This is a genomic window from Streptosporangium sp. NPDC002607 (genome assembly GCF_053592655.1).
In genome coordinates, this window is record NZ_JBSFWD010000060.1 from 35,029 (window position 1) to 47,960 (window position 12,932).

At 69.6% G+C, this 12,932-nt stretch carries 12 protein-coding genes; 5 read left to right on the forward strand and 7 right to left on the reverse strand.

Features of this window, described 5'->3' with window-relative positions:
* Nucleotides 1-11: 11 nt before the first annotated feature.
* From ACWD3H_RS40510 to ACWD3H_RS40520, 3 genes are all read right to left on the reverse strand, one after another.
* Nucleotides 12-431: a YciI family protein gene (locus tag ACWD3H_RS40510; RefSeq protein ID WP_451958803.1), complete on the reverse strand. Its 420-nt coding sequence runs from the start codon at nucleotides 429-431 to the stop codon at nucleotides 12-14.
* A 358-nt stretch (nucleotides 432-789) separates the two neighbouring features.
* Nucleotides 790-1,284 carry a cupin domain-containing protein gene (locus ACWD3H_RS40515; RefSeq protein WP_451958804.1) on the reverse strand — a complete coding sequence of 165 codons (495 nt, stop codon included), beginning with the start codon at nucleotides 1,282-1,284 and terminating at the stop codon, nucleotides 790-792.
* A 55-nt stretch (nucleotides 1,285-1,339) separates the two neighbouring features.
* Nucleotides 1,340-1,711, reverse strand: a complete 372-nt coding sequence (locus tag ACWD3H_RS40520; protein ID WP_350926889.1) for a DUF4267 domain-containing protein — start codon at nucleotides 1,709-1,711, stop codon at nucleotides 1,340-1,342.
* An 87-nt stretch (nucleotides 1,712-1,798) separates the two neighbouring features.
* On the opposite strand from ACWD3H_RS40520, the gene ACWD3H_RS40525 reads away from it, so the two are divergent.
* Nucleotides 1,799-2,371: a TetR/AcrR family transcriptional regulator gene (locus tag ACWD3H_RS40525; RefSeq protein WP_355562114.1), complete on the forward strand. Its 573-nt coding sequence runs from the start codon at nucleotides 1,799-1,801 to the stop codon at nucleotides 2,369-2,371.
* Between the two features lie 113 nt (nucleotides 2,372-2,484).
* Here the strand turns inward: ACWD3H_RS40525 and ACWD3H_RS40530 are convergent, their stop codons facing one another.
* The gene (locus tag ACWD3H_RS40530; protein WP_451958805.1) at nucleotides 2,485-4,986 is read right to left on the reverse strand and encodes a heavy metal translocating P-type ATPase; all 2,502 of its coding nucleotides are present in this window, start codon (nucleotides 4,984-4,986) and stop codon (nucleotides 2,485-2,487) included.
* Nucleotides 4,987-6,000: 1,014 nt separating this feature from the next.
* Here ACWD3H_RS40530 and ACWD3H_RS40535 point away from each other — a divergent pair.
* Nucleotides 6,001-6,630, forward strand: coding sequence for a DUF305 domain-containing protein (locus ACWD3H_RS40535; protein ID WP_451958806.1), 630 nt, complete (start codon nucleotides 6,001-6,003; stop codon nucleotides 6,628-6,630).
* A gap of 345 nt (nucleotides 6,631-6,975) precedes the next feature.
* Here the strand turns inward: ACWD3H_RS40535 and ACWD3H_RS40540 are convergent, their stop codons facing one another.
* From ACWD3H_RS40540 to ACWD3H_RS40550, 3 genes are all read right to left on the reverse strand, one after another.
* Entirely contained in the window at nucleotides 6,976-8,076 is a 1,101-nt protein-coding gene (locus ACWD3H_RS40540) for a winged helix DNA-binding domain-containing protein (protein WP_451958807.1), read from the reverse strand.
* Nucleotides 8,073-8,498, reverse strand: a complete 426-nt coding sequence (locus ACWD3H_RS40545; protein ID WP_355562102.1) for an aldo-keto reductase family protein — start codon at nucleotides 8,496-8,498, stop codon at nucleotides 8,073-8,075. Before ACWD3H_RS40545 ends, ACWD3H_RS40540 begins: the two co-directional genes overlap by 4 nt.
* 127 nt (nucleotides 8,499-8,625) lie before the next feature.
* Nucleotides 8,626-9,243, reverse strand: a complete 618-nt coding sequence (locus tag ACWD3H_RS40550; protein WP_355562099.1) for a DinB family protein — start codon at nucleotides 9,241-9,243, stop codon at nucleotides 8,626-8,628.
* Between the two features lie 62 nt (nucleotides 9,244-9,305).
* On the opposite strand from ACWD3H_RS40550, the gene ACWD3H_RS40555 reads away from it, so the two are divergent.
* The 3 genes from ACWD3H_RS40555 to ACWD3H_RS40565 all read left to right on the forward strand — a co-directional run.
* Entirely contained in the window at nucleotides 9,306-10,322 is a 1,017-nt protein-coding gene (locus ACWD3H_RS40555; protein WP_451958808.1) for a helix-turn-helix transcriptional regulator, read from the forward strand.
* Nucleotides 10,323-10,509: 187 nt separating this feature from the next.
* Nucleotides 10,510-12,597, forward strand: a complete 2,088-nt coding sequence (locus ACWD3H_RS40560) for a DUF4132 domain-containing protein (RefSeq protein WP_451958809.1) — start codon at nucleotides 10,510-10,512, stop codon at nucleotides 12,595-12,597.
* 246 nt (nucleotides 12,598-12,843) lie between these two features.
* Nucleotides 12,844-12,932 (forward strand): AMP-binding protein (locus ACWD3H_RS40565; protein ID WP_451958810.1); only part of this gene is annotated, 89 nt, incomplete at its 3' end.

A 12,932-nucleotide genomic window follows, 5' to 3' on the forward strand; every position in this document is an offset into this window, starting at 1 on the left:
TGTCGATCCGCTCAGAGCTGACCGGTGGCTTCGCGCCACGCCCGCTCCTTCTGGATCCACTCGTTGTCCTGTGGGAACTCGTCGATCGTGGTGACCCGGCGGATCTCGGTCTTGAAGCCCGGGCCGGTCATCGGTGACCGCTTGGCCCACTCGACGGCCTCCTCCTTCGACGCCACATTGAGGATGTAGAACCCGCCGAACAGCTCCTTGGTCTCGCCGTACGGGCCGTCGGTGACCACGGGCGGCTCGGCGGAGTAGTCGACGACCACTCCTTCGGCGGCGTCGTCGAGTCCCTCCGCGGCGACCAGCACACCGGCCCGGATCATCTCGTCGTTGTACCTGCCGATGGTCTCGAGCATCTTGCCGAAGTCGATGTCCGCCATCCCCGCGAAGCCCTCGTCGGTGGCGCGCATAATCAGCATGTACTTCATTGTTCTGTCTCCCTGGGTTGTCCGGGCCCCTCTCTCGAACCCTCTCACTTCTAGGTCGAACGGGAATGTCGTGGATCGACACAACCGCCGATCTTCTTTCGACACTTGGATTCGAGGGTTCCCCCACAGCATCCTCGCCATGGAGCAGGCCGACGTCCTGCCCGCCTATGCCGCTCACCGCGATGAGCACCAGTACGCCGGAAACCGCCTTCGCGAGGCCGGTCCCATCATCAGCGACCCGTTCGAAGAAGTTCGCAGCGGTGGAGACGCGTGCCCCGGCTCCCCCAGTGACCGGCAAGCCGGTTCCAAGACGTGTCGCCCCTCGTTTCCTGAGCTCGTCAGTTGCTCACCGGCGGTTTCAGGCTCTGGCCTGGTTCCAGGTCGTGCTGTTGAGGAAGTAGGTGTCGTAGAGCTCCTGGACCTCCAGCAGGCTTTCGGGCGGCACCTTCCCGTAGGCGATGCGCTCCAGATGGCGGAAGTATTCGAACCGTTCGACGCCGGGGGTGATGACGATGAGGATGTCGGCGTCCTGTCCCGGTGCGGCGGCGAAGGCGTGTGCGACACCGGGCGGCACGATGACCAGATCACCGCGCTGGGCGGTCACGACCTGCTCGCCGGACAGCAGTTGGGCGGTGCCGTCCAGCATGTAGAACAGCTCGGCCGAGTTGGAGTGGTGGTGCGGCTTGGCGCCGTCGGCGCCGTCGGTCAGGGTCACCCGCTGGGTGGACAGCGCGCCACCGGTGGAGCTGCTGTCGGCCAGTAGCCGGATGGTGGTCGGGGCCTGGCCGATCACTTCGGCCTTGGCGGAGCGGACGATCACGGACTCGTCGAAGTCCGGCGTGATCAGCGACATCTGTGTGACTCCTTGCCTGGGGCGAGCGTTTCCGTTCGAAGACAGTTTCTGATCTTCAGAGAGCGAAGAGCAAGGCGGCGTTGATGAGCACCACCACGGCGGTGGCGAAGTGGATACCGAAGGCGGCGGCCTTGGTACCGCCGTGGCGCAGGACGATGACGGTGTCACCGAGCGGGAGGAGGGCGACAACCAGCATGTACCAGGCCTCGGCGTGGGCACCGGCGAAGGCGAGCAGGGCTAGGCCGAGGATGCCGTAGCCGGCGTCGCGCAGTCCCTTGATGGTCAGGTAGGCGGCGTCGCCGTCGTGCTTGGCGGGGACGCCATAGCCGGCGGCCGCGGCCCGGGGCGCCAGGAGGAACCGGACACCGATGAAGATGACGAAGAGGTTGAGTACGACGGCCAGGCCATAGGCGAGGGGGGCAAGCATGATCTTCTCCGACTGCTATCAGCGCTAGGAACACGATCGACGCTAGCATAGCGTTGATAGGAGTGCTAGTGATGCTAGAATCATCTCATGTCGATTCAAACGCGCCGGGAGCGTGAGCGGGCAGAGCGGGAGCGGTTGATCATCGCAGCGGCCCGGGAACTGGTCGAGGCCGAGGGCTGGGAGGCGGTGACGACCCGTCGCCTCGCCGAACGGGTCGAGTACAGCCAGCCGGTGCTCTACAGCCACTTCAAGGGCAAGGACGCCATCATGGCGGCGGTCGCGGTGGAAGGCTTCGCCGACCTGGCCATCGAGCTGCGCGCGGCCCGTACGTCGGCGACCGACCCTCGCCGGGCCCTCGCCGACGTCGGCGCCGCGTACGCCGCGTTCGCCGAGCAGCGACCCGCGTTGTACGACGCGATGTTCACGCATGCCGTCGACCTGCCGTTCGCCAGCCCCGAAGCACCGGCCGCCCTGCACGCGGCCTTCGACGAGCTACGCGAGGCCATACGACCACTGGCCGGGGAGGACGACCTGGGCCTGCTCACCGAGACCCTCTGGGGAGGCCTGCACGGACTGATGACGCTCATGCGTGGCGGCAGGCTCCGGCACGAGGGCCACGAGCGGCGCCTGGCGCTGCTGCTCGGCCGCTTCTCACGCTGACCCGCTGATCACAATCGTCCTCCCGCGTCTCGACGGCGGACTCCCGAACCTGACCACGGCGCGCCTTCGGCCTTCACCCGTGCCCGACGACCGGCCAGGCCCAGATGGGGTCACTACATGTGCTCGGCCGTCTGAGGTTCTTCCGCGCCCTGGCGCGTGCCCGAGGGTGAGGGCAGCCGCAGCCGCTTGAGGGCGAGGGCGTTGACGGCGACGATGACGCTGGAACCGGACATGGACAGCGCGGCGATCTCGGGGCGCAGCATCAGGCCGAAGGCGGGCTCGAACACGCCCGCGGCGATGGGCAGGGCGATCGCGTTGTAGCCGATCGCCCACCCGAGGTTCTGCCGCATCTTACGCAGCGTGCCCCGGCCGATGAGCAGCGCGGCGGGCACGTCGAGGGGGTCGGAGCGCATGAGCACGACGTCGGCGGTCTCGATGGCGACGTCGGTGCCGGCACCGATGGCGATACCCAGGTCGGCCTGGGCCAGCGCGGGGGCGTCGTTGACACCGTCACCGACCATGGCGACCTTACGGCCACCGGCCTGTAGCTCGGTCACCTTGGCCGCCTTGTCGCCGGGCAGCACCTCGGCGATCACGGTGTCGATCCCCAGTTGCCGTGCGATTCGCTCGGCGGTGGCGGTGTTGTCGCCGGTGAGCATGACCACCTCGACGCCGAGCTCGTGCAGGGCGGCCACCGCCGCCGCCGAAGTCTCCCTGGGGGCGTCGGCGATGCCGATCACCGCGGCGGCCGTGCCGTCGACCGCGACCATGACCGCGGTACGGCCGCCGGCGGCCACCTGCTCCCGGTGAGCCGCCAGCTTGCCGAGATCCACGCCCTCGCGCTCCAGCAGGCGCCGGTTACCCACCGCCACCCGGTGCCCGGCCACCTCGGCGACGGCACCGTGCCCGGGCACGTTCTCGAACCGCCCGGCCCGCAACGCCTCCAGGCCGCGCGCGTCGGCGTGGCCGACGATCGCCTCGGCCAGCGGGTGCTCGGACTCCCGCTCCACCGCGGCCACCAACCGCAGCAGCTCGTCGGCGGCGATTCCCTCGGTGATGACGTCGGTGACCTCTGGTTCGCCCTTGGTCAGGGTGCCGGTCTTGTCCATCACCACCACCTGGATGCGGGCGGAGGTCTCCAGCGCGATCGCGTTCTTGAACAGCACGCCCCGCTTGGCACCGAGCCCCGTACCCACCATGATCGCCGTAGGGGTGGCCAGGCCGAGCGCGTCGGGGCAGGTGATGACCACGACGGTGATGGCGAACAGGATCGCCACACCGAACGGCCGGCCGGCCAGCAGGAACCAGGCGGCGAAGGTCAGCGCACCGCCGATCAGCGCCATCAGCACCAGCCAGAAGGCCGCCCGGTCGGCCAGCCGTTGCCCAGGAGCCTTGGAGTTCTGGGCCTGCTGCACCAGTTTGACGATCTGCGCCAGGGCGGTGTCCGCGCCCACCCTGGTGGCGCGCATCCGCAGCGTGCCGTTGCGGTTGATGGTCGCGCCGATGACCGTGGAGCCCGGCTGCTTGTGCACCGGCAGGCTCTCGCCGGTGACCATGGACTCGTCCACCTCGCTCTCGCCGTCCTCGACCACCCCGTCGACCGGAATCTTCGCCCCGGGGCGGACCAGCAGCAGGTCGCCTTCGAGAACCTCGGCGGTGGGCACCTCGACCGGTTCGCCGTCGCGGACGACGACCGCCTTGGGCGGGGCCAGGTCGAGCAGGGCGCGGACGGCGTCGTTGGCACCGCCGCGGGCGCGCATCTCGAACCAGTGCCCCAGCAGCACGAAGGCGGCCAGCACGGTGGCGGCCTCGTAGAACACCTCACCACCGCCGGTGAGGGTAACGATCACCGAGTACAGCCAGCCCGCGCCGACCGCCACCGCGACCAGCACCATCATGTCCAGGGTGCCGGCGCGCAGCGCCCGCACCGCCCCGGTGAAGAAGATCCAGCACGAGTAGAAGATCACCGGCAGGCTGAGCAGCAGCGCCCACACGTCCTGGCGCAGCCCGAACGGGACCGGCAGGTTCAGGCCGAGCACTTCGGTGCCGATCGGCGACCACACCACGATCGGAATGGAGAACAGCAGCGCCACCAGGAACCGGTTGCGCATGTCGGCGACCATCGCGGCCATCGACATCCCGCCGTGACCCATCATCTCGTGCGGAGCGGCCACGCTCGCAACCCCACCATGATCCACGTGCCCGGCGGCCCCGGCCCGCGCTGTGTCGTCCACACGGGTGTCGCGACCGGGTGCGTGCTGTTTCGCTGTGGTGGTGCCGTGGGAGGTAGGAGGGTGATCTTTGTGGTCGAAGGGTGGCGGGTCCGGCTCGGTCATCGGATCACAGATGTGAGAGGGCACTGACTGACCGGCGCAGTGGTAGCCGCATTCGATCACCCAGGTGCGCAGCTCGGCCAGACAGGTGCGGGTCGGGTCGAACACCACGGTCGCCGTCTGGGCGACCGGGTTGACCTCCACCTCCAGCACTCCCGGACGGCGGCCGAGCCGGGCCGCGACGACGTTCTGCTCCGTGGCCCACCGCAGTCCGCTGACATCGAGGACCGCAGTGCTGCGCTCCTTGCCGGCGCCGTGCCGGGTGTCCATGTGATCTGTCATGGGCCTTTCTCCTTCATCTCGGAGGGCGCCGAGATCGAACCCCTCCTATCGCCAATCGTGAATTCCCCCGCGAAACGCGATCCCGGGTGAAGGGCACCGTCGGTATCCAGGCCCGACGAGCGGCAGGCTCGGCTCACGGCGGCGCTTCCGGGCCGCACATCACGTCGTTCTCCTTGGCAACACCATGCCCGGATCCGAGAGATCTTCAATCGGAGGGAATGGCCCACTGGTTCCACCGCCGGAGTCCCGGTCAGGCTTCCCCGAGGGTACGTCGGCGTCGCCCGGGGTACATGGCGGCGCGCACGGCGAGGCCGGACGTCGGTGTCGGATCCCGTCATGGGCATGCGGGGCATGCGCATACCTCTCCGTTGTTCGCCCCCCGTAAGGGCGTCCTGCCGCATGCCTACGCCGGATCATCCTACTATCATAGATAGTAGGATGCCCGGAAAGGCCGGCCAGACCGTGACTGCGAGGGGAAGACGATGGGCGGCTCAACTCGCCGGTTCGCGTTGCGGATGTCGCACCGGCTTCTTCTGATCGCTCTGGTTTTGGGCGTCGCCGGGATGCACACGCTGGGGCATCTGGACCATCAGCGGGGACACGGCGGTACGCCTGCCGCCTTCGAGCATGCCTCTACCGCTGAGCACGGAGTGCCGGAGGCGCGCTCCATGCTCCTTCCCGCTCTGATGCCCCAGGCCGGGCAACTGATCTCAAGGCTTGATGACACTCCCCTCACCCCTGATCCGAGCTCCGTCTGCCTGGCCGTACTCACCTCCTTCCTCCTTCTCCTCATCGGTATGGCGTCCATGTGGACGCGGCGAATCTCGCAGGCCCGAACGGCCGATGCCTCGCCGATGCCGCTCGTCGCCCGCCCGCCCCCGCGCAGGACGGCCCTACGCCTGGCGTGTCTCTCGGTTTTGCGGCTATAGGCCGATCTCCACCGCGGACGGCATCGAAAATCCGGCCGCCGACGATCGACATGCAGATACGACCGACCGAAAAGAGACCATGGAAATGTTCGCCGACCATTCCGCCCTTCGCAGGTTCGCACTGACCGCCACAGCGGGAGCCGGCGCCCTCGCGCTGCTCACCGCCTGCGGAGGCGGGGACGACGCGATGACCGTCCACACCGGCACGACCAGCAGTGCTCACGCTCCCGCCACCACCGCGAGCCAGAAGTCGGAAGCCTCCTTCAACGACGTTGACGTCGCCTTCGCACAGATGATGATCCCGCATCACGAGCAGGCCGTGGAGATGGCCAAGCTGGCCGAGACGCGCGCCTCCGACCCGGAGGTGAAGGAATTGGCGGCGAAGATCGAGGCCGCGCAGGGACCGGAGATCGCCACCATGACCGACTGGTTGTCCCTCTGGAAGGCTCCCGCCCCGGAGGAGGGTCACGGCGGGCATGTCATGCCCGGCATGATGACCGAGGAGGACATGGTCAAGCTCCAGAAGGCAAAGGGCGCCCGGTTCGACCGGATGTTCGCGGAACTCATGATCGCCCATCACAAGGGGGCGATCACGATGGCCAAGACCGAGCAGAGCGACGGGGCCGATCCCAAGGCCAAGGAACTCGCCAGAACCATCGAGAGCGCCCAGCAGGCTGAGATCGAGCAGATGCAGGAGCTTCTCGACCGGCTGTAAGCCACAGAGCGGTCGGCGATGTCCGGATGTGCTCTACCGGGACATCGCCGACTTTCGGCGTCGTGGTTCATCCGCCGCATTCAGGGGCCGTGGTCGAGCATCCGCCCTGGTCAGAGCCGGCCTGAGGTGAGCGCCCGGCCTGATCGCCGTTTGGTGCCGTCGCCGCCGCTGTCGGCGTGGCCGGGGCAGATCAGGTCCGGGATCGACGAGAACCTTGAGGCGCGGGGCGGCGTGGGTCCCCTACCGCCGTGGACAGGCGCCTGACCGTGCAGGCCCTTCGGCAGCGTGAACCGGAGCGCGCCACCCGAACCCGTGCTCAGGGGAGGCAACTCGCGGGTGTGTCGCTCAGCGGGGAGACGCGGCGATCTGTACGCGCTGGCTGTCGTTGTCGGAGAGGAACGACGCCAGCGCCCGCCCCTGCTCGGCTACGGTGGTGCGGTCGGCTCGGGAGAAGCGGCGCAGCGGGGTGACGATCACGGTGCCGACCTTGACGCTCCAGGTCGCGGCGACCCGGCCGTCGACCAGGACAACGCGAGCGCCGGCGACCGACAGGCCGCGGTGGGCGTTGTCGATGATCCGGCTGCGGTCGTGGTAACCGAGGAGCGCGTTGTCGAACGCCGGCAGGAATCGCACCGGGGCGGGTGTGTCGGGGTCGGGGCGCGGCGCGTCGGGGAGGTCCAGCAGCTCCCGGCCTCGCTCGTCGCGGAAGGTGACCAGCTCCTCGCGTATCGCGGCCACCGCGGCCGGCAGTCCGGCGAGGCCGCACCAGGCGCGCAGGTCGGCCGCGGCGGCGGGGCCGAACGCGGCTAGATAGCGCCGTACCAGCGCTTCGCCGACCGGATCGGAGCCCTTCGGGGCCGGCGGGTCGATCTCGCGCCCCAGCCAGGAGGAGAGCAGGACGTTGCGCACTCCCGCCCTCGTGCGCCACACCCCGCGCGGCGGCAGCTGCGCCACCGGGACGAGGGCGGCGATCAGCATTTCGCCCAGCGCCCGCGGTCCCGGCGCCGGCCAGCGCTCAGCCAGCGCCCGCGCGAGCTCGGTCATCGAACGGGGTTCGTCGTCGGCCATCACCGCCCGGCCTGCCGCCGCGAGCTCGTCGAGGTTTACCCCGGCGAGCTCGCGGCGGTAGTTCCCGAGTACCCGTTGGCGCAGCATGATGTCGTGGCGGGCCCGCCAGGCCAGGGCGTCGCCGGCGGCGAGGAGGTGGACGGTGCGGCGCATGAGGTGGGTCCGCACCACGCTCCGCCGGATCAGCAGATCCGAGAGCACCGCCGGGTCGAACGCGCGCAGCCGCGCCCAGAGCCCGACGAACGGTTCCTGCGGTTCCTGCGCCTGCAGGCCGCACAGGTGCGCGACGGCGTCGAGGACCGGCACGTCTGCGTGATCGAGCAGCAACTGTCGGGCGAGCGTCGCGCGGTTGAGCGCCCGGGTGTCGAGAACGGTCATCGGCTCATGCCGCAGCGCGCTCGTCGGTCAGGTGCCGGGGCACCCGGTTCATCCGCGCGTTCCGCGCCTCGGGCCGACCTTTGCGGTAGCGGCCGGTGAGCAGGCCCATCGCCGGCGGACTCCACACCGGCGATGGGCCTGCCATAGCGCTCACAGGTGGGCAGGACCTCGCACTCGATGCCGCGGTTGACGATCGAGTACGGGGACTGCCCGGTGCGGAAGCGCTGCAGATTGCGCCGGTCGGCGACCCACCGTGCCTCGACGATCTCCGAGACCGGGGCGTCAAAGAAGCCGATCATGCATATCTTGCCGCTGCGCACCAGGTCGGTCTGGTCGATGTCGGCCACCCGGCCGAACATCATGGTGCCCAGGTGGTAGGGGCTGACCTGAATACCGGTCCGCCCCGGCTCGCGCATCTTCACGGTGACGCCGTTCCCTTCGATTTCAGGCAGGACCCGAGTGGGTGGTGAATCCCGGCCCGGGGTCCACTGGGTCCGGTGGATGACACCGGTCAGGACGATGCCCGATCCGGCGGGGCCCCGTCACCGATCAGGTTGATCTCTGCCCGTCGAGCGTCTCGCGCAGGATGTCGGCGTGCCCGGCGTGCTGGGCGGTCTCGGCGATGAGGTGCATCAGCACCCGGCGCATGCTGCGCACCGCTCCCGGCTCGTTCCAGGGTGCCTCCGGCATCGGGTGCGTCGCCGACAGGTCGGGGACGGCGGCGACGATCTCCTCGCTGCGGGCGGCGACCTGCTCGTAACGCGCGAGGATCCCGGCCGACGTCTCGCCGGGCAGCATCCGGAAGTCGTTCTGGTGGTCGATCGCCCACTGCGGGACCTCGCGCGCGGTACCGGCCGCGAGGTCGGCCCAGGTGACACCGTCGGGCAGGTCGTGGCGCATCGCCGACGGACCCTCGACCACGAAGCGCATCCACCCTTCCTCGATGGACGCGACGTGCTTGATCAGCCCGCCCAGGCACAGCGCGCTGACCGTCGGGCGCTCGCCGAGTTGCTCGTCGCTGAGCCCGCGGACGGTGTTGGTCAGGGCGGATCGCGCGGTCGCGAGCGCGGCGAGCAGGTCGCCCCGCTCGGCGTCGAGGGTTGAGGGGGGCGTGGTGGTGGCGGTCACGGCGTTCGGGTCCTTCGGGTTGTTGTCGTTGACTGGCACGCGACAACAGTCACAGGCGAAGCGGCCAGGGAGTGTCCGCTTCTCCGGGCAATATGGGGATCATGCCGAAGACTTCAGCGCGACTACTGTCGTTGCTCTCGTTGCTCCAGACGCGCCGGGACTGGCCGGGGGCGCTGCTGGCCGAGCGGCTGGACATCAGCCCGCGCACCGTGCGCCGTGATGTCGACCGCCTGCGCGAGCTCGGCTATCCCATAGTGGCCTTCAAGGGGCCCGACGGTGGGTACCGGCTCGACGCCGGCACGGAGTTGCCCCCGTTGCTGTTCGACGATGAGCAGGCCGTCGCTCTGGCCATCGCACTCCAGATCGCCACCACCACTGGTGCCGGCATCGAGGAAGCCGCGGCGCGTGCGCTGAACACCGTCCGGCAGGTCATGCCCGCACGGCTGCGCCGTCGGATCGACACCTTCCAGGTCACCGCCGTCGAGCGGCCCGCGATCCAACCGGCCCCACAGGTCGACAGCAGCGTGCTCGCGGCACTCAGCGCCGCCGTCCACGCCCGCGAGGTGCTGCGCTTCGACTACACCTCCGCATCCCCACCGGGGATAGACGACAACGGCGTGCAGACCCCGCCGCGCCGGGTGCAGCCCCATCACCTCGTCACCTGGGGCGGGCGCTGGTACCTCGTCGCCTGGGACCTCGACCGTGAGGACTGGCGCACCTTCCGTGCCGATCGGATCACCCCGCGCATCCCCACAGGACCCCGCTTCACCCCGCGCGAGCTGCCCGGAGGTGAGGTGGCCGCCTTCGTGGCCGGCAGGTTCCGAGGCTCCGACGGCTCTGGCAACTGGCCCTGCCGCGGCGAGGTGATCCTCGACCTGCCCGCCGCTGCCGTGTCCCGCTACACCCGCGACGGAGTCGTCGAGGAACTCGGCCCGGACCGCTGCCGGCTCGTCCTGGGCTCGTGGTCATGGCCTGGCCTGGCCGCCACCATCGGCAGGTTCGACGCCGACATCGAGGTCGTCGGCCCGGCCGAGCTCAAGGACGCCTTCGCGCACCTGGCCCGCCGCTACGCCAACGCCGCAGCCGGCGCACCCGGCACGCCGCCCCCGATCCAATGAGCCAAGCGCACGTCGGCCACGGTTCGGGGCGGATGGGCAGTGCGAAGATCTGAGGCGGTGCGGCCGGAGTGGAGTGCAGTATGCCCGCCGCCACCGACGTTTTGTCATTCGCTGCTGCTATAGATTGCGCCACCATCACCGACCCATCCATCACCCGCCAGATCCACCTCTGACAGGAACTATCGGCATGCACCTCTCCCCCCTCGCGCAGCGCCTGCTCAATCTGATCAACGGGACCGCGAATGACCCCACATACTGGCCTGACGTCTCCCAGCTGAGCACCGGGCTGGGCGCGTCGGTCCGGGCCGGCGATGGCAGTTCGATATCGGCACGGTACGTGGTCGACGAGCAGCGGCTGGCCGTGGCGGCCCGCGAGCTGGTCGGATTCCTGATGCCGGACGGAAAACGGCCGTACGAACCCTTCTCCGTGCTGGTGGCGGCGGGGCTGGCGGGCATGGGCGCCGAAGTGGGCGCCCGGCTCACCGAGGAGCGCGGGCCGATCGCGGTCGCCGAGATGGAAGTGCTACTCGGCTGGGACGTGGAGCGGCGGGCGCTGCTCGCCGAGGCGATGCGGGAACGGTCAGACCATGCCGCCCCGCTGCCCGGCGTGATCGAATGGCTCAGCGGCCAACCCGGCTACCTGGACTTCGCCCGGACGGCGTTGGAGGCGGCCGAGGCCCGCGTCGCGGCGATCCACGCCGGCGAGATTCCCTACCGGGCGGAGAAGGCGTTCGAGGACGGCGAGAAGGAGATCCTCGGCCGGGCCGTACGACTGGCGCTCTTCCGGGACGAGCCCTGGCTGCCCGAGTTGCTGGACAGGCTGCTGCGCGGGATCGCGGTGGCGCCCACCCAGGCCAAGACCCTGCCCTCCCAGGGACTGCTGTTCGAGATCGCCCGCGCGGTGCAGGAGCACCCGACGCCCGAGGCGATCTCCGCGCTGCGCGCCGCCCGCCAGGCCACCCGGCACGCCGGGGTGCCCAAGCAGCTGGACCGCATGTTCAAGCGCATCGAGGCCGCCCTGGCCAACCGGCTGGAGGTGGCGTTCCGGATACCCGATGGGCGGGTGCGGCAGGCCATCGGCGAGCACACGGCGGTGATCTCAACCGACGGCAAGGTCGAGCTGTCGTGGTGGCACGGGGACAAGAAGCTGAAGGCGGTCCCGGCGGCGGTCAAACGGGAGCACCCCGAGGAGGTCAAGCGGCTGCGCGAGCTGGCCAAGCAGACCGCGCAGCAGCAGGCCACCCTGAGCAGGGCGCTGGAAGCCGGATGCGCCGGTGAGGCGGCTCCGCCGTATCGGCAGTTGGAGGGTCACCCGGTCACCGATCGGCTGATCTGGGAGTTCGAGGTCTCGCCCGGTGTGTGGCGCGCCGAGCTGGGGTTGACCGTGCCGGACGTGCCGGTGCGGCTGTGGCATCCGGCCCGCGCGTCCGTGGAGGAGGTGCGGGCCTGGCGGGAGGTGGTGCAGGGCAAGGAGCTGCGCCAGCCGTACAAGCAGGCCTTCCGCGAGGTCTACCTGCTCACCCCCGCCGAAGAGGAGACGCGCGACCACTCACGCCGGTTCTCCAACCACCTGCTCCGGTACGGCCAGGCCAAGGCACTGCTCACCGATCGCGGCTGGACCGGCATGTCGCTGGGCCACTGGGACGCGGCCGGAGGGTCCGGCGAGTGCACCACCGCCAAAAAGCTGCCCGGCGGCCTGACCGCCACCTGGGACTTCCACCTGGACGAGCACTCCTACGAACGCGACGGCTACGGCACCACCGTCTCCATCTGCGTCAGCGGCGACATCCGTTTCCTCGCCGGCATCTCGCCGGTCCCGCTGGCCGAGGTTCCTCCGCTCATCCTGTCGGAGGCACTGCGAGACGCCGACCTGGCCGTCGGCGTCACCTCCACCGGCCTGGACCCCAACGGCCACGGGGACTACTGGCAGTCCTACAGCTTCGGCGACCTGGCCGAGAGCGCCCAGGTCCGGCGCGACGCGCTGTCCCGGTTGATCGGGCGTACGACTATCGCGGACCGGTGCGTCATGACCGACCGCTTCCTGGTGGTTCGAGGCGATCTACGCACCTACAAGATCCACCTGGGGTCGGCGAACATCCTGATGGAACCCAACGACGCCTACCTGTGCATCGTCTCCGCACGCGACCCCCACCCCGGACTGTTCCTGCCATTCGAGGAGGACGGCCGGTTGGCGCTCATCCTCAGCAAGGCTTTCCTGCTGGCGAACGACACCGCCATCACCGACCCCTCCATCACCCGCCAGCTCCGGGCTTGATCCACAATCGCGCGCCGTTTATCCCGAGATCGCCGGGCGGACCGCTGCAAGCTCCTTACGCAGGCTTTTGGTGTCGTGGTTCATCCGCCGCGCTCACGACAAGTAGCGCTCAAAGGAATTCCCCCTGCTCGTCCCGCCGCTGTGCGGACAGCCACGGTCGAGCTGGAACCGGCCGGCCGGCCTTCCTCGGTGGATCGCGACAACCTGTGGCCATGAGCGTGCCGCGACGCGGTCGCTACCGGTGAGATCGGACCAGGACGGGCCCGAGGCGGCGACCAGGCGTACGTCATCTACACCTCGGGCTCGACCGGCCGCCCCAAGGGGGTGGCCATCCC